We start from the raw sequence: 20057 nt of genomic DNA, 5'->3' as shown, positions 1-20057 counted from the left end.
CGACAGTGTCGTCCGGGTGTGATTGCGGTATTCATTATATGATCATGTCATTTATATTCTGCGCCTACCTTCTCGTCCGGTGCACCGGAACTGTCGCCGGCGCCCGGTGCCGCCTCGGAAACCTTCACCGCTCTGGCGGACCGCCGGGTCGGCAACAGGCGCTCGCGGTGCAGTTCCTCGTGCAGGTCGCGGCGGCGTGCGTGCAGTAACTGGTCGAGGGTGATCAGGCCGGCCAGCCGGTGCGGGGCACGGCGGTGGACCACCAACGCCCGCGTCACGTTGTGGTGCGCGAGGATGTTCGCGACCTCGCGCAGCGTGTGATCGGCGAAAACCACGGCGCGGCCGGGCAGCGCCGGGCGTCCGTTGCCCGGCGGCCCGAAGCCGTCGCGCAGCGCAGCGCCGTCGCGGGCCCCGGCCGATTCACCGGGCACGGTCAGGTCAGCGGGCCGTTCGACCGGATTGCGCGTCATCACCTCGTGTGCGAACAGGGCCTCAAGCGGGTCGGTGCTGTACTCGCGGGTCAGATGCAGGCCGCGGCGCGCGATCTTCTCGGTGAGCACCGAGCGCTTGAGCACCAGCGCGGACAGGGCGTACGCGCTGACGGAGGCGATGAGCAGGGCCGGCAGTACAGACCAGGCGCGGGTGAGTTCCAGGGTGAACACCACCCCGGTGAACGGGGAGCGCATCACGCCGCCGACCACCGCGGCCAGGCCGGCCATCGCCCAGAAGCCGGGGAACACGTGCGGTAGTACGGTGCCTTCCAGCGCGCCGAGCGCGCCGCCGATCATAAACACCGGGGCGAGTACTCCGCCCGAGGTCCCGGAGCCCAGCGAGAGCGACCAGATCAGGGTCTTGACGACGAGGATGCCGAGGATCAGCGAGAGCCCGGCCCGCCCGGTCAGCAGCTGGTCGATCACGTCGTAGCCGACGCCCAGCGCCCGCGGCTCGACCAAGCCGCCGAGCCCGATGACCAGGCCGCCGACGGCCGGCCACCACATCCAGTGCAGGCGCAGCCGGCTGAAGGCGTCCTCGGCCAGGTACACCAGCCCGGTCGCGCCGACCGCCAGCAGTCCGCCGGTCAGCCCGGGGATCAGCGTGAGCAGCTGCTCGCCGGCTCCCGGGCGCACCACGTGCTCCACCGGGAAGATCGCACCGGTGCCCGACATGAGCCCGCGGCAGATCGTGGCGATCGACACGGCGGTGGCGACTGGTATCAGGCTTCGGGGACGCCATTCGAACAGCAGGAGTTCGACCGCGAGCAGCACCGAGGCCAGCGGCGCGTTGAAGGTCGCCGCCATGCCGCCGGCGGCCCCGGCCACCAGCAGGGTCTTGCGTTCGTCGGCGGACAGCTTCAGGCCCTGCGCGAGGATCGAGCCAACCGCGCCGCCGGTCATGATGATCGGCCCCTCGGCGCCGAACGGCCCGCCGGTCCCGATGCTGACCGCCGCGGACACCGGCTTGAGCACGGCCACCCGCGGGGCCACCCGGCTGCCGCCGATCAGGATCGCCTCGATGGCCTCGGGCATGCCGTGGCCACGGATCTTCTCCGAGCCGTAGCGGGCCATCAGCCCGACGACCAGGCCGCCGCCGACCGGCGCGGCGAGCACGAGCCAGCCGGGGTGGTGCACGGCGCCCGGGGCGATCAGGCCCGTGGCGACGCGCTGATAGAACACCAGGTTCGTGATCAGGCCGATCAGGCGCAGCAGCAGGAAGGCGGCCACCGCGCTCGCCCCGCCGACCGGCAGGGCCAGCAGCGCGATCAGCAGGACCCGGGGGCCGAGCGTGAAATCGCCCAGGTGCGCCGGGCGCTCACTCGCGGCGCGGGACGCGGTCACAGCGGCACCGGACCGTTCACACCGAGTGCCACCGCGTCACCGGCCAGGTCGACGAATGCGGCGGCGAGGTTTCGGGCGAGTTCCCGCTGCCGCGGCTCCATCCGGTCGAGCACGTCCTCCAGAATCGCGCGCCGCCGGTCCAGCACCGCGGTGACCAGGTCGCGTCCCCGAGCGGTCACCTCGACGGTGACGATGCTGCGGCTGTGCTCCACACTGCCGCGTTCCACCAGGCCGGCCGCCTGCAACCGGTCGGCCAGGCGCGTGACCGAGGAGGCCGCCATGCTCAGCGCCTCGGCCAGCGCCGAGGACGGCACCCTGCCGAGCCCGTCGAGCGCGAGCAGCAGCCGGAACTGCGGCACGCTCACCGCGCCGTCCAGCACGCTGAGGCTCTTGAGCGTGATCCCCACCAGGGCCCGGGCCAGCTGTTCGAACGCGGCGACGTCCGCCCGCGGCGTGGTGCGCGTTTCAACCTGGGAAAAACTATTCACATAGACAAGGCTTGCTTAGTGCAAGTCTTTCTGTCAACCGCGAACGAGCCGCGCGGTACGGCGCACGGGAGCAGACTGGAGCACGCCGCGGCGGGAGGGGGAGTCCGGGTGCGAGCGCCGGATGATCGGCTTTAGGGCGTGCAATGATTGCGACATGCACTCTCAGGACGGGGACCGCGCGGACGCGGACTCCCGCGACGAGGTCATCGAGGCGCTGCTGCTGGCCAGCCGCGCCATGGTGGCGCTGGCCGCGCGCACACTGGCCGACCTCGATCCGGAGGTCACCCTGCCGCAGTCGCGGGCGCTGATCGTGCTGGCCTCCCGGGGCCCGCAGCGCGTGACGGACATCGCCTCGGATCTCGCGGTGGCTCCGTCCACGGCGACGCGCATGTGCGACCGCCTGGTGCGCAAGGGTCTGATTCGGCGGTACCGCACCGCCGCCAACCGGCGCGAGGTGCGGCTGAGCCTGACGCCGAACGGGCAGAACCTGGTTCTCGCGCTGGCCGACCGCCGCCGCGCCGAACTCGCCCACTACGTCGAGTCGATTCCGCTGCAAAGCTACCGGCACGTCACGGCGGCTCTCCATGCCTTCAGCGGCGCGGTCGGCGAGCCGCCGGAACGCGACTGGTGGTTCGACGCGGGCACGGACCGGGAATCGCAGCGGCGCGGCGAGTAGCCGCGACCGCGGGCCGGCTCGGCCGGCCGGTGGTTCATGGTCGGCCCGGAGGGTGTCCGATACTCAGCCCGCGAGCAGGATGCCGACGAACAACGCGCCGAGGGCGCTGAGCCCGGTCAGCGCGCCGAAAACGGCCAGAGCCGCGGAACTGCGGGCGCGTGTGTGCACGAAAGCGCTGACGCCGGAGAGCACCACCAGGACCAGCTTGAGCATCAACGTATTGTTGTAGGCGCCGTCGAGCTTGTCCCGCTCGGCGATCACGTTCCACACGCCGGTGGCGACCAGTACCGCGAAAGCCGGCCAGGCGACCTGGTTGAAGCGGCGCGCCGCCGTCGCCGGCACTTCGGTGCCGACGCCGCGCAGCACGGGTACCAGCGCGGCCAGGGTGAGCTGGCCGCCGACCCACACCGTGGCCGCCAACACGTGCAGAAACAGCCTTACCGTGTCCCAGGAAACCGCAAGCATGTCGCCGCGCCCACCCATTCCGCCGTCGTCATCAGCCGCCGGACGCCCACCTTACGTGGCCGGCGAGCAACCCGGGACCGGCGGGTCCCGGGCACGACAGGGTTGTGCCGGGTCAATCGGCGCGGGGGTGATCCGCCGCCGTGCGATCGCGCGCGCCGGCGGCCGCGAGCACTCCGATCCGACGCTGCTTCTCGGAAGCGACACAGGACACGGCACGCCGAAACGGCACTGATACGCGGATGTCCGGATTCATCGGCTCTAGTCTGGGCAATACGCGCCGCGGCCCGCGGTGCGCGCTCGGCGGCGGCCGGCGCGCGTGGCCCGCGCCGGCCGCCCGATTCCGTCCGACCCAGAGGCGCCAACCGATGACGACTGTCCACCCTGCGGCTTCAGCCACCGCACCGGCTCCCACGACCGTCACCGGCCGTGAGCCCGGCTCGCTGTTCACCAAGCTGCTCACCTCGACCAATCACAAGACGATCGGTTATCTCTATCTCACCACCGCCTCGATCTACTTCGGCTTCGGCGGCCTGCTCGCGCTGCTGCTGCGCACCGAACTGGCCCGGCCGGGACTGCAGATCCTCAGCCCGGAGCAGTACAACCAGACCTTCACCATGCACGGCACGATCATGCTGCTGCTCTTCGCGACGCCGCTGTTCGCCGGGTTCGCCAACGCGATCATGCCGCTGCAGATCGGCGCGCCGGACGTGGCGCTGCCACGCCTCAATGCCCTGTCTTACTGGCTGTTCCTGTTCGGTTCGCTGATCGCGGTCAGCGGCTTCCTCACCCCGCAGGGCGCGGCTGACTTCGGCTGGTTCGCCTACTCGCCGCTCTCCAGTTCGGTGCACTCCCCCGGCGTCGGCGGCGACCTGTGGATCATGGGCCTGGCGATGTCCGGCTTCGGCACCATCCTCGGCGCGGTGAACTTCATCACCACCATCATCACGATGCGGGCGCCCGGGATGACCATGTTCCGGATGCCGATCTTCGTGTGGAACACCCTGTTCACCTCGGTGCTGGTGCTGCTGGCGTTCCCGGTCCTGGCCGCGGCGCTGTTCGCGCTGGAGGTCGACCGGCGCATGGGCGCGCACATCTTCGACGCGGCCAACGGCGGCGCGATCCTGTGGCAGCACCTGTTCTGGTTCTTCGGGCACCCCGAGGTGTACATCGTGGCGCTGCCGTTCTTCGGCATCGTCTCGGAGATCTTCCCGGTGTTCAGCCGCAAGCCGATCTTCGGCTACAGCGGCCTGGTGTTCGCGACCATGGCGATCACCGGGCTGTCGTCCACGGTCTGGGCGCACCACATGTTCACCACCGGAGCGGTGATGCTGCCGTTCTTCTCGCTGATGAGCTACCTGATCGCGGTGCCCACCGGGGTGAAGTTCTTCAACTGGATCGGCACCATGTGGCGCGGGTCGCTCTCCTTCGACACCCCGCTGCTGTGGTCGGTCGGCTTCCTGGTGACCTTCCTGCTCGGCGGCCTGACCGGCATCATCCTGGCCTCGCCGCCGCTGGACTTCCAGGTGCAGGACTCGTACTTCCTCGTCGCGCACTTCCACTACGTGCTGTTCGGCACGGTGGTGTTCGCCATGTTCGCAGGGTTCTATTACTGGTGGCCGAAGTGGACCGGGAAGATGCTCGACGAACGGCTCGGGAAGATCCACTTCTGGACGCTGTTCATCGGCTTCCAGACCACGTTCCTGGTGCAGCACTGGCTCGGCGCGGAGGGCATGCCCCGGCGTTACGCCGACTACATGGCCTCCAACGGCTGGACCACGCTGAACACGATCTCGACGATCGGCTCGTACCTGCTGGGCCTGTCGACCTTCCCGTTCCTGTACAACGTCTACAAGACGGCGAAGTCCGGCAAGAGGGTGACCGTGGACGACCCGTGGGGCTGGGGCCGCTCGCTGGAGTGGGCGACCAGTTGCCCGCCGCCGCGGCACAACTTCAGTTCACTGCCGCGCATCCGTTCCGAGTCCCCGGCCTTCGACCTGCACCATCCGGACGTCGTGCGACGGGAACTGGAACGCGGCCGGCGCGACTCCGCCGGCGCGCAGGGCCCGACCGGTTAGGCAGTGTTGGGGAATGCCTCAAGGGGCGAATCCAGACAAAGCGGCGGTCGAATCGTTGCCTTGATACATTCCCCAACACCGCCTAGGGCCAGCCCGGCAACTGCGCGGGCGGTTCCTCGCCCGCGTCCGTGAAAGCGCGAAGGGCCAGCACCAGGTCCGCGCGCCGCTCGGCGGGCATCGCGGCCACGATCCGCCCGATCTCGGCCCGGCGCGCCTCGGTGACCTGCCGCACGATGCGGCGTCCGCGGGCGGTGAGCTTGAGCCGCACCTCGCGCCGGCTGCTCGGGCTGGCGGCTTTCTCCAGCATCCCGGCCGCCGACAGCCGCTCGACCATGCGCAGAGCGTTCGACGAGTTCACGCCCAGCCGCTCGGCCAGTCGCACCAGGCTGCTGGGGCCGTGTGTCTCAAGCACCACGAGCATCCGGAACTGCGCCACGGTCAGCGTGGCGTCGACCGACGCGACCGAGCGAGTGGCTATGGCGACGAACAGCCGCGAGGCGGTCAGCAGCGCGCCCACCAACTCCTGCGCGCCTTCGTCGGCCGCGGAAACGGACGACTCACCGGGTGCATGCATACGCACATTTCTACCGTTCGCCGGGCCAACCGGCCACACGGTGCCCGGCCACGCGGCAGTCAAGGATCCGCACGACCGCGCGGCCTGCCGAACAAAGCCGTTGGTCGCGGAGCACAAACCTTGCGGTGGCGAATAAAGCCGGGGCGACCGGTTACGTGCAGGGCATGGCTCACCAAGACTCGCTTGAGCGGATGCTGCGATGAACGGCACCGCGGACGACCTGTATTCTCCCACCTCACTGCGTGACTACGCGTTGATAGCGGACGGCGAACGCGGCGCGCTGATCGGCCCGCGCGGCGAGGTCGCGTGGCTGTGCGCGCCGCACTGGGATTCCGACGCGGTGTTCTCCAGGCTGATCGGCGGCGCCGGCACATACGCGGTCACGCCGGCGGGCCGGTTCGTGTGGGGCGGCTACTACGAGGACGACTCGCTGGTCTGGCGCAGCCGCTGGGTCGTCGGCGACCGCATCGTGGAGTGCCGTGAGGCGCTGGCGTTCCCCGGCGACCCGGGCAAGGCCGTGCTCCTGCGCCGGATCATGGCTCGGAAGGGGGAAAGCACCGTACGCGTCGTGTTCGAACCGGCGGCCGGATTCGGCGCGGACCGGGCACGGCGGCTGACCAAGGACGAGCACGGTCTGTGGACGGCGCAGGCGGGTTCGCTGCGTTTCCGCTGGAGCGGCGCGCAACAGGCACGGCATGTCAGTGGCGATCCCGCGCAGCGGCTCACCCTGGAGGTGACCGTGCCGGAAGGCGGGCAACACGACCTCGTGCTGGAGATCGGCGACCGGGCGCTCGGGGAACCGGTCGATCCGACCGAGGCTTGGCGTTCGACGGAACGCGCCTGGGCCGACCAGATCCCGCGCATGGACAACACGCTCGCGTCCCAGGACGCACGCCAGTCGTACGCGGTTCTGCGCGGGTTGACCTCGACGGGCGGCGGCACGGTGGCGGCGACCACGACGAGCCTGCCGGAACGCGCCGAGGAAGGCCGTAACTACGACTATCGGTACGTGTGGATACGTGACCAGTGCTTCATCGGACAGGCGATCGCGGCGGCCGGGCCTCATCCGCTGCTCGACGACGCGGTGCGCTTCGTGGCGCAGCGGCTCCTGGATGACGGCCCGAATCTGTCGCCGGCGTACACTGCGCGCGGCGAGCGCATCCCCGACCAGCGGCGGCTGGACCTGCCGGGCTACCCGGGCGGATACGACCTGGTGGGCAACTGGGTGACCAAGCAGTTCCAGCTGGACGCGTTCGGTGAGGCGCTGCTGCTGTTCGCGGCGGCGGCCCGGCACGGCCGGCTGGACACCGACGGCTGGCGCGCGGCCGAACTCGCCGCGCGGGCGATCCAGCGGCGCTGGCGCGAGCCGGACGCGGGCATCTGGGAGCTGGACGACAGACCGTGGACGCACAGCCGCCTGACCTGCGCGGCGGGCCTGCGGGCGGTCGCGGGCGTCCCGGCGGCCGGCGCCGCGATCCGCGCGGTGGACTTCACGAGCCTGGCGGACGAGATCGTGGCGGACACCGCGAAACACGCGCTGCATCCTTCCGGCCGCTGGCAGCGTGCGCCGGACGACGACCGCCTGGACGGCGCCCTCCTGCTGCCGCCGTTGCGCGGCGCGCTGCCCGCGGACGACCCGCGCACGCGTCAGACGCTCGACGCGTACGTGCAGGAGCTCACGGTCGATCACTTCGCTTACCGGTTCCGCCACGATTCGCGGGCCCTCGACCAGGCCGAAGGCGCGTTCGTGCTCTGTGGCTTCGTGACCGCGCTGGCGCAGCTCCAGCAGGGCCGAAAGCTGGACGCGGCCCGCTGGTTCGAGCGCAACCGGGCCGCGTGCAGCGCGACCGGCCTGTTCTCGGAGGAGTACGACGTCAAGCAGCGCCAGCTGCGCGGCAATCTGCCGCAGGCTTTCGTGCACTCGATGCTGATCGAGAGCGCCGCCCGCATCGCGGAGCAGACTGACGGGCTCACTTCCGGGTGAGTGGGAGGGGGAAGCCGCGGGCGCGGCTGCCGAGGCTATTGCGGTGGGGAGTGTTGCGCTTCGGGCTGCCGGGGTCGGTCCTGCTGGGCCGGGGGCTGCGGCCGGGCGCGTCGGGCCTGCCGGCGCGCGGCCATGCGCAGCTGGACCATCCGGCCACCGCCTGGCACGACGACCAGCAGGATCCCGAAGATCGCCGCGAGCAACAGCGCCACACCGAGCGGCAGGTTGCCGTGCGCGCCGAAGAAGGCGATGTCGACGTGCTGGCCGTTCTCCAGGATGAAGATCAGCAACACCAGGAGCACGACCGCTCCCGAAGTCAGCACGACCCACAGGCCGCCGAGCCGGCTGCGCTCCACCGGCTTGGCCGCCTTGGTCGGCTTGGTCGGCTTGGTCGGCGCGGCCGGCGCAACCGGCGCCGGCGGCACGGCAGGACTCACCGGCGCGGTCGGGCTCACCGGGGCCGTCGCCGCCGGGGTCACGGGAGGCGGGGCGCCCTGCGCCGAATCAGCGAAATCCGGGTCACTCGTCATTGCCGCTCCTGACTCTCGCGCCTGCGGGCGCGCCTGACCGCCGCGCGTCCGGCTTCCGAGTGCCCGGATTTCGGCGGCGTACGCCTGCCCGTTCTCGCGGCCGGGCTCAACGCTCCTTCGGGTCAGGCAGCTCTATGTGCAGGCGCACGCGCGTGCCCTCGCTGCGGGTCGACCGGATCTGCACGAGGTCGCACAACTGGTGCGCGAACCACAGGCCGCGGCCGCCCATCTGGTCTCCGGTGGGGCGCAACCTCCCGGCCAGCGGATCGCAGATGTAACCCGAGTCGGTCAACTCGCACACGAGATAACCGCATCCGGCCCACGCGCGCAGCACGCCGCGCCCGCCACCGTGGCGGATGCTGTTCGACGCGACCTCGCTCACCGCGACCACGAAATCGCGCACCCGTTCCGGCGACAGGCCCAGCGCCGCAGCGCGCGTCGCCACGGTGTGACGCAACAGCGCCAGTTCGGAGATCGTGTACGGCATTTCCTCCACCGCTTCGGGCGGTTCGGAGAGCGGGTCGAATTCGTACGGGCCCTCGACGTAGTCGCGGCCCGGCGCGAACCCGGCGCCGTCCCACAGCAGCGGGTGGCTGCGCGCGATCGCGAGCACGTCCTGCGGCGATTGGTCGGCCGTGTCGTATGGACACAGCAGCGACCACGTCGGTGCCTGCGCGAACGCGAGGTTAAGCAGCCATTCGCGGTATCGCATCTCGGACAGCTGCGCACTCGTGCGCCCGGTCCACTGGTACTCGCTCAGCCCGCAGACCGCACGCCCTTCGCGGGTGCGTTCGCCGATCCAGTCCTGCCAGGCGCCGATCAGCAGGCCGGGGTTGCGGCCCAGCGCGGTGGGATCGAGGAAGCAGACGGTGCCGTCGTCCGGCAGCGCCTGGCGCAGCACGTGCGAGCGCGGCTCGGGAGCGCATACCAACACGGTCGCGTCGTCCGCACGCGCCATCTCGACATAGGAGACGATGCCCGGCAGGTACTGATCCTGGCCCTCGTAGGGATAGAAGACGTGGCGTAGACCGGTCGACTGCGATCCGGTGGCGGGCGGGCTGAGCGGGGTCACGCGATCTCCACCGCCACTGCCGCGGTGTTGAACCCGGAGAGCTGCCAGAGCCGGCGCACCGTCGTGTTCGCCCCCTCGACGCGTACTTTCGCGCCGCGCACCGCCCGCACCGCGTGTGCGAGTGCCTGGATGCCCGCCGCGTCGATCATGTCCAGTCCGTCGAATCGGAGCCGCACCAGCCCGTTGCGGGTCAGCGCCGCGCGCGTCGCGGTGCCGAAGGCCGGAGCGGCGACGAAGTCGATCACGCCGTCCACCCTCCAGCAGCCGGCCGCGACGTAACTCATCCGGAAGCTGACCGCGAGCCGCCGGTTACCCATCTGACCGGAATGCACGCACGAGACATCCCGCAAGATCGACTCCTGCCAGGCGTCCTGCCGGTAAGCGCATACCACGCTCGCTCCGCTGCTCGCGGCCCACTGACCCCAGCCGAGTTCGAGCTCGACCAGGTCGTTGAGGCCGCAGCCGGGTGGCACGAGGCGCTCCATCTGTGCCAACACCCGAAGCGTACCCCCGCGGCCGGCCCCGACGTCCATCCCGCCGACGCGGCGGTTTATGCGGCGGTTGATGAAATCCCATGGCGCGGTCGGCCCGTTTGCGGCCAGACGACCGTCGGCCACAGGGTCGATGACGACAGCGCCGCCAAGACGGGTGTGCTCGCCACCGGGGTGCCGACCGACGATGAGCAAACGCTCATCCAAGGACTTTCCCTGCGCCGCGAATGTCTCCGCGCCGAGCGCGTAATCCTCGCTCGAACCGACGAGCCAGCACACGTGCTCGCCTGGTCCAAGCGCGCGAAAACCCTCCGCAAGTCGCGCCGCCTCGACCATCTTCCGAAGCCACCGCCATCTCGGAGCCGTCGCTGCCGGCCACGGCGCTCAACAGCGAATGAGACAGCGACGCCCGCGGCCAACCCGGCCGCGCCAGGTCGCACCCGACAATAGCTCAACTGCGTTTGGTGCGAACGAGTCCATACCTGGCGTGGGTTCGGGCTGCGCCGCGGACGCGCGGTGCTTACGACGTGCCGTCTGCCGCGCTACCGGTCCTGCTGCTGGCCCTGCTCCGGCTGCGCGCCCTGGTCCTGCTGCCCGCTCTGCGCCTGGCCCGGGTCCTGGCCACCGCCGAAGCGCTGCTCGGCCTGCCGGCCGGCCGCGTCGATCTGCTGATCGAAGCGGTGATCGGTCCGCTGCTCGGCGAACTGCTCTCCCTTCTGGAGCGCCTGCTTCGCCTGCTCGGGGTGCTCCTTGGCCAACTGCTCGGCCTTGCGCATCTCCTCGGACCACTGGCTCATCGAATCTCCTCCTCGTTCCCACCGGCTGTCATCGGCGCCGTCTCCAGACCTTGAGCCGGACGACCGCGCGTACCCCTCCTGTGCCGGTTCATGCCGATTCGGGACATCGCGAGCATACGATCAGCGGCGGTGGCGATCGCGTCGGCGGGCGCGGCTGGTCATGACCGCCAGGGCGTAGAGAACAGCCGGCGCGAGCGCGGCGTACCGGACGCCGGCGGCGGCCAATGCGGCTACGCAGGCGAGGGCGAGCAGAACGCTCGCGAGCGTAAACGGACCGATCCCGCCGAGCCTGCGGCGCGCGCGACGGCTCGGCGCGTCCTGAGCCAGGCCGCGCTCGATCTCGGCGAGCCTGCGCCGTTCCCAGTCGCTGAGCATCCACGCCTCCGCGCGGGCGAGCCATCCTGCACGTACGTCGTGCGGCCGGCCGGGGCGATGCGGCGCCACGCTTCGCGAGACCCCCAAACCGCCCGCACTACTCGCCCTGCCCATATATGCATACGGCAAACGTTGCGGTGCGCATGATCAACCGAAGCGTGCGGCCAGCGTGCGGTAAAGCCTCGGAGCGGCGCCGCGGACCCGCCCGGGCAGTCCCATCCAGCGCGGCACGTAGACCTCGTCGCGGCCGCGCAGGATCGCGCCGATCGTCGCGTCGGCGACCCGGACGGCCGGCACCGGCCGGGGGAACGTGCGCATATAGGGCACGCCGCGCCGCTCGAAGAACCGCGTGTCCACGACTCCGGGCACGACGAGCGTGACCCGCACGCCCGTGCCCGCCAGCTCGAAGCGCAGGCTCTCCGCGAAGGCGCTCAGCCCCGCCTTGGCCGCCGAGTACACCGCTTCCCGGGCGACCGCGGCGCAGCCGGCGACCGACCCGACCAGCACCACGTGACCGCTGCGGCGCGCGATCATGTGCGGCAGCAGCAGCCGCACCAGCTGGATCGCCGCCACCAGGTCCACCGCGATGACCCGGTCGATACTCGCCGGAGGCATCGACTCGAAGGGGCCGCACCAGCCGATCCCGGCCGCCGCGACGACCATGTCCACCCGCCCGGCCGTGCCGAGCGCGCTGAGCGCGAGCCGTTCGCCGCTGCCCGCGGCGGCCAGGTCGGCGTGCAGCGGCGTCGCGCCGAGGCGATCGGCGATCTGCTTGAGCTGCCCCCGATCCCGGCCGCTGAGCAGCAGCCGCCAGCCGTGCTGCTCCGCCAGCCGCTGCGCGAGCGCTGCGCCGATGCCGGACGAGGCTCCGGTGATGAGCGCCACGCGCCGCGCGACGGGATCCACGGCCGGATGCTCGCGCCCGCCGCGCGGGTCGGCGATACGCCGCGGCCCGCCGCGCACCGCGGTCGGGCCGGACTGCTGCGCCGACCACAGGAAATGCGACATCAGTGTTCTCCGATTCAGTGTTCTTCGATCACCTGGCTGTCTCCAAGCCGTCCGGGAGGCGCCCGAATTCGTTCCCTACGCAATGACTCGCGGCCGTTGCCCGCGACGCGGCCGGCGAACCCCGGCTCGCCAGCCGCTTCACCGCTGCGCTCCGAGCCGGCGTATCTCCTCGGCCGCGTCCGCGGCGAACAGCGAGCGTCCGGCGCGCACCCGCTCCTCGCGCAAGCGGCCCGGACGCGTCAGACGCGCGAGAGCGTCGAGCAGTTGATCGCGGTCCGCGGCGTAGTCGGTGACGCCGAGCCGCGCCATGCGCAGCACCCCGGCACGCCCGTGCCCTGCGATCGGCCGATAGCCGATCACAGGCAGGCCGGCGGCGAGCGCCTGCACGGCGGTCTGTCCGGCCGCGTTGTCGATCAGCGCGCCCGACGCGGCCATGAGCGCCTCGATGTCCTCCACCCACCCGCACGCGAACACGCCCGGGATGCGCGCCATCTGCGCGCGGACGCGCTGGTCGCGGCCACAGAGCACCAGCGGAAGGTAGCCGTCGCGCCGCAGGGCCCGCGCGGTCCGCACAAGGCCGCGCGCGACACCCCACGAGCCGGTCGATATCAGCACCGGAATCCTGCCGTCGCCGGCGCGCCGCAGCATGCCGGCCCAGCGGCCGCCCCCCGTCGCCGCGGCGCGATGGAACCGCTGCGGCACCACCGGACCGGGCGCGTAGGCCGGCCGGCCGATCCCCTCACGCACTTGTTCGGCCGCGTCGGCGCTCACACACAGGTAGATGTCGTTGCCCGGGTGCAACCACTGCCGGTGCACGGCGAAATCGGTCGCCAGCACCGCCGTCGGCGCCGCCAGTTCCCCACGCACCCGCATGCGGCCGGTGACCTGCGCCGCGAGATGAAAGACCGGCACGACGAGATCTGCCTCGCACGCGTCGACGGCTTCGCGCACCCCGCTCGCGGCGAGCGCGGCCAGCGGCGTGCTGCGCGGTCCGCGCTCGGATTGGAAGAAGGCTGCGTAGATCCCGTCGTAGAGCCAGGGCGCGCGGCGCACGGCCGTGCGATAGAAGCCGCGCAGTACGCCGCCCACGCCGGGCGGCAGCAGTTCGAGGATGTCGGCGCGGTGGGCGCGGTGGCCGCCCGCGCGCAGCCGAGAGGCCAGCTCCTCCGCGACCACCCGGTGCCCGGCCCCCATCGCCGCGTCGAGGATCAACACCGAATCCATTCAGCTGCACCCCTCTCCGCCTCCGCAACGCCTCGGCGGCAACGCCGGGTTACCCCGGTAGCGCCTGGGTAAGGCGTTGCCTGTCGAGACCTGTCGCCAGGCCGGTGATAAGTGCGAGGAGTGCGATGGCCGACCTGCGTTTGCCCCGCGCACTGCGTGCCGCCGGGTTGCTCGCCCTCACCGCGCACGTGCTGCCGGCCGGCACGTGGCTGCCACCGGTGCGCCGGACACTCTTTCCGGCGCTGGCCGGACTGGGCGCGCCCGGCCATGTGGCGCTGACCTTCGACGACGGACCCGACCCGGCCTCCACCCCGTTCTTCCTCGACGAACTCGACCGGCTCGGGGTGCGCGCCACCTTCTTCCTGCTCGGCGAGCACGCCGCGCGGCACGTTCGGCTGACCCGGGAGCTGGCCGAACGCGGACACGAACTGGGCGTGCACGGCTGGACCCACGACTACCCGTGGCTCGCCTGCGATCCACGGCAAGGAGCCGGGATCCGGCGCACCCAGGAGACGATCGAGCTGGCGACCGGGAGCCCGGCGGGCTGGTACCGGCCGGCCTACGGGATCCTGACCGGCGAACGCTGGGCCGCGGCCGCGCGCTGCGGGCTGCGAACCGTGCTGTGGTCGGCTTGGGGCAGGGACTGGACGGCTCAGGCGACCGCGCGCTCCGTCTACCGGACGCTGCGGCCCGGCCTGCGCGGAGGCGCGACGCTGCTGCTGCACGACAGCGACCGGACCGGTGCCGCCGGTTCCTGGCGCGCCGCCCTCGCGGCTTTGCCCCTCGTGGTCGGCGCTTGCCGGGCCGCCGGACTGGCGGTCGGACCGCTGGGCGCACACGGCATCCGGGGCTCGGTAGGCGGTGCGGCTGAAGGCCACCCCGAATCGTGACGACATTCCCCCACGTTCTCACCGGTCTCTGCGTGACGCGCGCGGCGTGACGCGCGGCCAGCCCGTACCTTCCGGCGATACGGCCATGTGGGCGATCGGTGCTGCGAGGCGGCGCACAGCGTGCCACCCGGGCCGCGCCGGCCCCATCATCCCTTCGATCGATCTGCGGCACGCGCAAGACGCCGCCGTCGCCGGACGAAGGCGCAGGAAGCGAAGCCCGTTGATTGCGCACGGTCACATTTGCGCAATACAGCGATCTGTTGGATCTTACTACCGTGGTCCTCATGCAAGCGATGCACACAGCCACACCGTCACGGTGGCCGACTCGGAATCGTCGCTGCCGTGGCATGTAACCAAGACCCGAACGCGCAGGCCACCGCCCGGAACACGGGCGCACGCGCCGAGCAGCGCGCGGAGACGCTACGCCGCTTCCGCAGGCTGCGCGCGCTGAACGACGACGATCCGGAACGCGGCGCGCTGCGCGCCGCGCTGATCGAGGACCATCTGACCTATGCGCGCCACATCGCGCTGCGCTACGGCGGCCGCGGAGAACTGGTCGAGGACTTCGTCCAGGTGGCCTACCTGGCGCTGGTGAAGGCAGTGGACCAGTTCGACCCGGAGCGCGGCACGGCGTTCCTGGGCTACGCCACGCCGGTGATGCTCGGCGAGATCAAGAAGTACTTCCGGGACGCGACCTGGGACGTACACGTGCCGCGGTCCGTCCAGGAGTTGACGCGCACGGTGCGCGCCGCCGCCGAACAGCTCACCCGGCAGTTGGCCCGCTCGCCGTCCGTCGCCGAGCTCGCCGAGCACGTCGGCGCGCCCGCCGAACTGGTGACCGAGGCGCTGGTGGCGCTGGACGGCTACACCGTCGCCTCGCTGGACCGGCCGCTGCGCGGCGAACCGGGTGCCCCGAGCCTGGGCGACCTGATCGGCGGCGAGGACGCGCGCTTCGAGACGGTGGTGAACCGTACGGCGCTCAAACCGCTGATCGCGCAGCTGAACGAGCGGGATCGCAGCATCCTGATGATGCATTTCTTCCACGGGATGACCCAGCGGGAGATCGGGGCGCGCCTCGGTTGTTCGCAGATGCACATCTCGCGGCTGCTCGCCTCCGTGCTCGCCCGACTGCGTACGGCGCTGTGTTGAGAGCCCGCCGAGTAGAACCACCCGTGCCACCGGGAGCCGTGTCACAGGAGCCGTGTCACCAGGACGAAACCGGTCAGTAGTGATCCGTGCCGATTCCTCCCGCTGACTCCCCTTCCGCTGCCGGCCGCGGCGCCTGGCCGTGAGCTCGCAACTGGCCGCGGTCCCGGCGGCGCTGGGAGCCGCGGCGGCCAACGCGACTGCCTCCGTGCTGCAACGCCGCGCCGCGCGGCGCTCCCCGCCCGAGCAGGAGAGCCGCCGTAACCTGATCACGGAGCTGATCCGCCGCCGGGTGTGGCTCGCCGGGATCGGATGCCTGATCGCGGCCTTCCTGTTGCAGGCGGTCGCGCTGTACCTCGGCGGGCTCTCGCTCGTGCAGCCCCTGCTGACCGCCGAACTGCCGTTCACGCTGCTGCTCGCGTCGCGGCTCTCGCGCACCCCGCTGGACCGCGCCGGCTGGCACGCCATCGCGGCACTGACCGCGGGGCTCGCGCTGCTGCTGGTCGGCGCGGCGCCGTCGCCGGGCCAGCGCACCCCGTCGACGACGATGTGGGTGATCGCCGCGGCCTCGACAGGAGCGCTGGCCGGCGCCTTGACCGCGATCGGGCACCGCCGCGACGGACCGCCGCGCGGCGCGCTGCTGGGCACCGGCTCGGGCGTCGGCTTTGCGCTGACCGCGGCGCTGATGAAGGACGCGACGCAGCGCGCGTCGCACGGGTTCGGCGCGCTGTTCGGCTCCTGGCTGCTCTACGCGATGGCCGGCGCGGGCGTGGGCAGCCTGCTTCTGCTGCAGTACGCCTTGCAGAGCGCCACGCTTGCCGTCACCCAGCCGGCGCTGACCACAAGTGACCCGATTGCCAGCACTTTGCTGGGCGTGACGATGTTCGGCGAGCGCATCCGGCTGGGCGGATGGATAGTGCTTGAGGCGGCCGGGATCGGCCTGATGCTGTGGGGCGCGATGCGACTCGCGTCGAACTCCGCGTCGTCGCGACAGGCCGGGCGCACCCGGCTGTGACGACGCTCGTCGCGGCGGGCGCGGGCGCTTCCGGCCGTGAGGCACGGCCCGCCGCCGCCGGTACGCCGATCGTTGCGGTGGCGAATGATTCCGGCGGACCGGGGCAGTACTGGCCGGTCAGCCGGACCGCGCAGTTTTCGGCAGCGCCGGCCGGTTACCCGGGATGGACCGCGTCATTGCCGCGCGTCCCCGAGCGACGCCGACTGATGATCACCACTGATGATCACCGGAGGGAGTGCCAGAAAACGATGGCCGAGAAGGTTTCCGACTTCGTCCTCAACCGCCTGCGCGACTGGGGGGTCGAGCACGTCTTCGCATATGCCGGAGACGGTATCAACGGCCTGCTCGCCGCCTGGGGGCGCGCCGAGAACCGGCCGATGTTCGTCCAGGCCCGGCACGAGGAGATGGCGGCGTTCCAGGCCGTGGGCTACGCGAAGTTCTCCGGGAAGGTCGGGGTGTGCGCCGCGACCTCGGGGCCGGGCGCGATCCACCTGCTCAACGGCCTCTACGACGCCAAACTCGACCACGTTCCGGTGGTGGCGATCGTGGGGCAGACCAACCGCAGCGCGATGGGCGGCTCCTACCAGCAGGAGGTCGACCTGCTGAGCCTGTACAAGGACGTGGCGTCCGAGTACTGCGAGATGGTCACCGTTCCGCAGCAGCTGCCGAACGTGATCGACCGGGCGATCCGGATCGCGTACGCGCGGCACACCGTCACCGCCGTGATCATCCCGGCGGACGTACAAGAACTCGAATACGAGGCGCCGGAGCACGCGTTCAAGATGGTGCCCTCCAGCCTGGGCCTGAGCCGTTACGCCCCGGTGCCGCACGACGCGGACCTGCAGCGGGCCGCCGACCTGCTGAACGCGGGCGAGAAGGTCGCGATGCTGGTCGGGCAGGGCGCGCGCGGCGCCCGGCAGCAGGTGGAGCAGGTCGCCGACCTGCTTGGCGCGGGCGTGGCCAAGGCGCTGCTGGGCAAGGACGCGCTGTCGGACGAACTGCCGTATGTCACCGGTTCGATCGGCCTGCTGGGAACGCGCCCCTCGTACGAGCTGATGCGCGACTGCGACACCCTGCTGGTGATCGGGTCCAGCTTCCCCTACACGCAGTTCCTGCCGAAGTTCGGCCAGGCGCGGGCCGTGCAGATCGACATCGATCCGTCGATGATCGGACTGCGGTACCCCTTCGAGGTGAATCTGGTCGGCGACGCGGAGCAGACGCTGACCCGGCTGATTCCGCTGCTGCGCCGCAAGGAGGAGCGTGCTTGGCGCGAGGGCGTGGAGCAGAACGTCGCGCGCTGGTGGGAGGTCATGCAGCGGCGCGCCGCCGTGGACGCCGAGCCGATCAACCCCGAGTACGTCGTGCACGCGGTGGACGGCCTGCTGCCCGACGACGTGATCCTGGCCAGCGACTCGGGTTCGTCCGCCAACTGGTACGCGCGGCACATCCGCATGCGCGGGCGGATGCGCGGCTCGCTCTCGGGCACGCTGGCGACGATGGGCCCCGGCGTGCCGTACGCCATCGGCGCGAAGTTCGCGCACCCGGACCGGCCGGTGGTCGCGCTGGTCGGCGACGGGGCGATGCAGATGAACGGCATGGCCGAGCTGATCACCGCGGCGAAGTACTGGGAGCAGTGGAGCGACCCGCGGATGATCGTCGCGGTGCTCAACAACCAGGACCTGAACCAGGTGACCTGGGAGATGCGCGCGATGGAGGGCGCGCCGCAGTTCGTGCCCTCGCAGGCGATCCCCGACGTGCACTACGCGGACTTCGCCCGCTCGATCGGCCTGGACGGGGTGCGGGTGGAGAAGCCGGACCAGGTCGAGGCGGCCTGGCAGCAGGCGCTGGCCGCGGACCGGCCGTTCGTCATCGATTTCCGCACCGACCCCGCGGTGCCGCCGATCCCGCCGCACGCGACGCTCGAGCAGATCGAGGCGGCCGCCGCCGCGGTCATCCACGGCGACCCGGATCGCGCCGGGATGGTGCGGCAGGGCGTCAAGGCCAAGATCCAGGAGTTCCTGCCGGGAGGCCGGGACCGCCAGGACCGGCCGGGCGCCGAAGAAGGCCAGTGAACGTGAGAGGCGAGGGGACCATGGGTCTGCTTGTTCACCCGAGGACGGTGCTCGCGGAGGCTGCCGCGTTGCGTAAGGGTCCTGCTACCGCGGGGAGCGCGGCGGCGGTCGGGGCGGCGGTCAAGGGCGTCGGCGCGGCGGTCAAGGGTGCCGCGCTCGCCGAGGGCGGCGAGGCGGCCGGCCTCGCGGCGCGGCTGCTGTGGAACGTGCGCCACGGCCGCTTCGAGCGCACGCTCTCGCTGCTGACCGCGGCCGGTTCGATGGTCACCGCGGCCGAGATCTACCTGGAGCACGACCGGGCCAGCTTCGGCAACAAGATGATGTGGTGGCCGGTGGTGCTCGGCCCGCTCGGCGCGGCCGCGGGCGTGGCCGGTTTCCGCAGCGACCGGGCGGCCCGCACGGTGCTGCCGCTCGCCTCGGCGGCGATCGTGGCGAACGGGTTGCAGGGCACTTACCTGCACGTGCGCGGCATCGCGCAGAAGCCCGGCGGCTGGTCGATGGCGCGCTACAACGTGGAACTGGGCCCGCCGCTGTTCGCCCCGCTGCTGGTGACGATGGTCGGCGGGATGGGCCTGGTGGCCTCCGTGCTGCGGCGGGAGCGATGAGCCGGGCGTCCGGGCGCGAGCTGCGTGCCGCGGAGCGCGAGCGGGTGCCCGGCGGCGGTGAGAACGAGCGCTTCCCCGGCTTCGACGTCATCGAGCAGGCGCACACCTGGGACGCGACGACCTCCGGCGTGGTGCTGGAAAGGCTCGGCCTGCAACCGGATCTGCGGTTCTTCGGACCGGCCGAGGAGGCGGCCGCCGGCGCCCTGTTCGATCACCTGCTCGCGCAGTGGGAGGAACCGAGGGTGCCGGTGGTTCAGATGGTGGACGCGCGCCTGGCCGAGGGGCAGACCGACGGCTGGCGCTACGAGGACATGCCCGAGGACGGCGAGGCCTGGCGCCGCTCGCTGGCCGCGCTGGACGTGGACGCCCGCGCCGCGGCCGGTGAGGACGGGGTCTGCTTCGCGAACCTGAGCCGGGAGGAGCAGGCCGACATCATCCGCACGGTGCAGAGCCTGGAGAGCAAGCCCTGGCACGGCATGCCGGCCGGGCATGTCTGGAGCCTGTGGACCAGGTACGCGTGCACCGCGTTCTACTCGCATCCGTGGGCGTGGAACGAGATCGGTTTCGGCGGCCCCGCCTATCCGCGCGGCTACATGCGGCGCGGCGTCGGGCAGCGCGAACCCTGGGAGGTCGCCGACACGCATCCGGAGGAAGATCCCCTGTGAGTTCGTTCACTGACGTCAATGCTCTGACCGAGAGGCTCTCGACGCGGCGGGTGCGGGCGCGCAACGAGTC

At 71.4% G+C, this 20057-nt stretch carries 20 protein-coding genes; 9 read left to right on the top strand and 11 right to left on the bottom strand.

Translation table 11 applies throughout. The features are described 5' to 3' along the window. Positions 1-47: 47 nt before the first annotated feature. Together KGA66_RS09925 and KGA66_RS09920 are read right to left on the bottom strand one after the other, a co-directional pair. A complete protein-coding gene (locus KGA66_RS09925; RefSeq protein ID WP_211466996.1) occupies positions 48-1835 on the bottom strand; it encodes a chloride channel protein in 1788 nt (595 codons plus the stop codon). Beyond that, the gene (locus tag KGA66_RS09920; protein WP_211466994.1) at positions 1832-2323 is read right to left on the bottom strand and encodes a MarR family winged helix-turn-helix transcriptional regulator; all 492 of its coding nucleotides are present in this window, start codon (positions 2321-2323) and stop codon (positions 1832-1834) included. Before KGA66_RS09920 ends, KGA66_RS09925 begins: the two co-directional genes overlap by 4 nt. 154 nt (positions 2324-2477) lie before the next feature. Between KGA66_RS09920 and KGA66_RS09915 the strand changes: the two genes are divergently transcribed. Further along, positions 2478-2999, top strand: coding sequence for a MarR family winged helix-turn-helix transcriptional regulator (locus KGA66_RS09915; protein ID WP_211466992.1), 522 nt, complete (start codon positions 2478-2480; stop codon positions 2997-2999). 63 nt (positions 3000-3062) lie between these two features. Here the strand turns inward: KGA66_RS09915 and KGA66_RS09910 are convergent, their stop codons facing one another. Then, a complete protein-coding gene (locus KGA66_RS09910; RefSeq protein WP_211466990.1) occupies positions 3063-3464 on the bottom strand; it encodes a CopD family protein in 402 nt (133 codons plus the stop codon). Between the two features lie 365 nt (positions 3465-3829). Here KGA66_RS09910 and ctaD point away from each other — a divergent pair, with 365 nt between their 5' ends. Further along, positions 3830-5539 carry an aa3-type cytochrome oxidase subunit I gene (gene ctaD / locus KGA66_RS09905; RefSeq protein ID WP_211466988.1) on the top strand — a complete coding sequence of 570 codons (1710 nt, stop codon included), beginning with the start codon at positions 3830-3832 and terminating at the stop codon, positions 5537-5539. Positions 5540-5621: 82 nt separating this feature from the next. Here ctaD and KGA66_RS09900 read toward each other — a convergent pair whose 3' ends face one another. Next, positions 5622-6113, bottom strand: coding sequence for a MarR family winged helix-turn-helix transcriptional regulator (locus tag KGA66_RS09900; RefSeq protein ID WP_211466986.1), 492 nt, complete (start codon positions 6111-6113; stop codon positions 5622-5624). Positions 6114-6312: 199 nt separating this feature from the next. On the opposite strand from KGA66_RS09900, the gene KGA66_RS09895 reads away from it, so the two are divergent. Next, positions 6313-8097 carry a glycoside hydrolase family 15 protein gene (locus KGA66_RS09895; RefSeq protein ID WP_211466984.1) on the top strand — a complete coding sequence of 595 codons (1785 nt, stop codon included), beginning with the start codon at positions 6313-6315 and terminating at the stop codon, positions 8095-8097. A gap of 35 nt (positions 8098-8132) precedes the next feature. On the opposite strand, the gene KGA66_RS09890 is transcribed toward KGA66_RS09895, so the two are convergent. From KGA66_RS09890 to KGA66_RS09860, 7 genes are all read right to left on the bottom strand, one after another. Then, positions 8133-8627: a LapA family protein gene (locus KGA66_RS09890; protein WP_211466982.1), complete on the bottom strand. Its 495-nt coding sequence runs from the start codon at positions 8625-8627 to the stop codon at positions 8133-8135. A 106-nt stretch (positions 8628-8733) separates the two neighbouring features. Continuing rightward, the gene (locus KGA66_RS09885; protein WP_211466980.1) at positions 8734-9699 is read right to left on the bottom strand and encodes a sensor histidine kinase; all 966 of its coding nucleotides are present in this window, start codon (positions 9697-9699) and stop codon (positions 8734-8736) included. After that, entirely contained in the window at positions 9696-10526 is an 831-nt protein-coding gene (locus KGA66_RS09880) for an MEDS domain-containing protein (protein ID WP_246507338.1), read from the bottom strand. The genes KGA66_RS09885 and KGA66_RS09880 overlap by 4 nt, the downstream gene beginning before the upstream one ends. 206 nt (positions 10527-10732) lie before the next feature. After that, entirely contained in the window at positions 10733-10987 is a 255-nt protein-coding gene (locus KGA66_RS09875) for an antitoxin (protein WP_211466976.1), read from the bottom strand. A gap of 120 nt (positions 10988-11107) precedes the next feature. Further along, positions 11108-11362, bottom strand: a complete 255-nt coding sequence (locus tag KGA66_RS09870) for a DUF3040 domain-containing protein (RefSeq protein ID WP_211466974.1) — start codon at positions 11360-11362, stop codon at positions 11108-11110. A 147-nt stretch (positions 11363-11509) separates the two neighbouring features. Continuing rightward, a complete protein-coding gene (locus KGA66_RS09865; protein WP_211466972.1) occupies positions 11510-12370 on the bottom strand; it encodes an SDR family NAD(P)-dependent oxidoreductase in 861 nt (286 codons plus the stop codon). Between the two features lie 138 nt (positions 12371-12508). After that, a complete protein-coding gene (locus tag KGA66_RS09860; protein ID WP_211466970.1) occupies positions 12509-13594 on the bottom strand; it encodes an MGDG synthase family glycosyltransferase in 1086 nt (361 codons plus the stop codon). 125 nt (positions 13595-13719) lie between these two features. Here KGA66_RS09860 and KGA66_RS09855 point away from each other — a divergent pair, with 125 nt between their 5' ends. The 6 genes from KGA66_RS09855 to KGA66_RS09830 all read left to right on the top strand — a co-directional run bounded on the left by KGA66_RS09855 (position 13720) and on the right by KGA66_RS09830 (position 19987). Beyond that, positions 13720-14484 carry a polysaccharide deacetylase family protein gene (locus tag KGA66_RS09855; protein ID WP_211466968.1) on the top strand — a complete coding sequence of 255 codons (765 nt, stop codon included), beginning with the start codon at positions 13720-13722 and terminating at the stop codon, positions 14482-14484. A 342-nt stretch (positions 14485-14826) separates the two neighbouring features. Further along, positions 14827-15633 carry a SigB/SigF/SigG family RNA polymerase sigma factor gene (locus tag KGA66_RS09850; RefSeq protein WP_211466966.1) on the top strand — a complete coding sequence of 269 codons (807 nt, stop codon included), beginning with the start codon at positions 14827-14829 and terminating at the stop codon, positions 15631-15633. Positions 15634-15772: 139 nt separating this feature from the next. Then, the gene (locus tag KGA66_RS09845) at positions 15773-16645 is read left to right on the top strand and encodes a DMT family transporter (RefSeq protein WP_211466964.1); all 873 of its coding nucleotides are present in this window, start codon (positions 15773-15775) and stop codon (positions 16643-16645) included. Between the two features lie 248 nt (positions 16646-16893). Then, a complete protein-coding gene (locus KGA66_RS09840) occupies positions 16894-18717 on the top strand; it encodes a thiamine pyrophosphate-requiring protein (protein WP_211466962.1) in 1824 nt (607 codons plus the stop codon). Positions 18718-18911: 194 nt separating this feature from the next. Next, positions 18912-19322, top strand: coding sequence for a hypothetical protein (locus tag KGA66_RS09835; protein ID WP_369015844.1), 411 nt, complete (start codon positions 18912-18914; stop codon positions 19320-19322). Then, positions 19319-19987 carry a gluconate 2-dehydrogenase subunit 3 family protein gene (locus KGA66_RS09830; protein ID WP_211466958.1) on the top strand — a complete coding sequence of 223 codons (669 nt, stop codon included), beginning with the start codon at positions 19319-19321 and terminating at the stop codon, positions 19985-19987. Before KGA66_RS09835 ends, KGA66_RS09830 begins: the two co-directional genes overlap by 4 nt. Positions 19988-20057: the final 70 nt, after the last annotated feature.

This window comes from Actinocrinis puniceicyclus (assembly GCF_018283645.1).
Classification (GTDB): domain Bacteria; phylum Actinomycetota; class Actinomycetes; order Streptomycetales; family Catenulisporaceae; genus Actinocrinis; species Actinocrinis puniceicyclus.
This window is presented reverse-complemented; position numbering and strand designations above follow the sequence as displayed.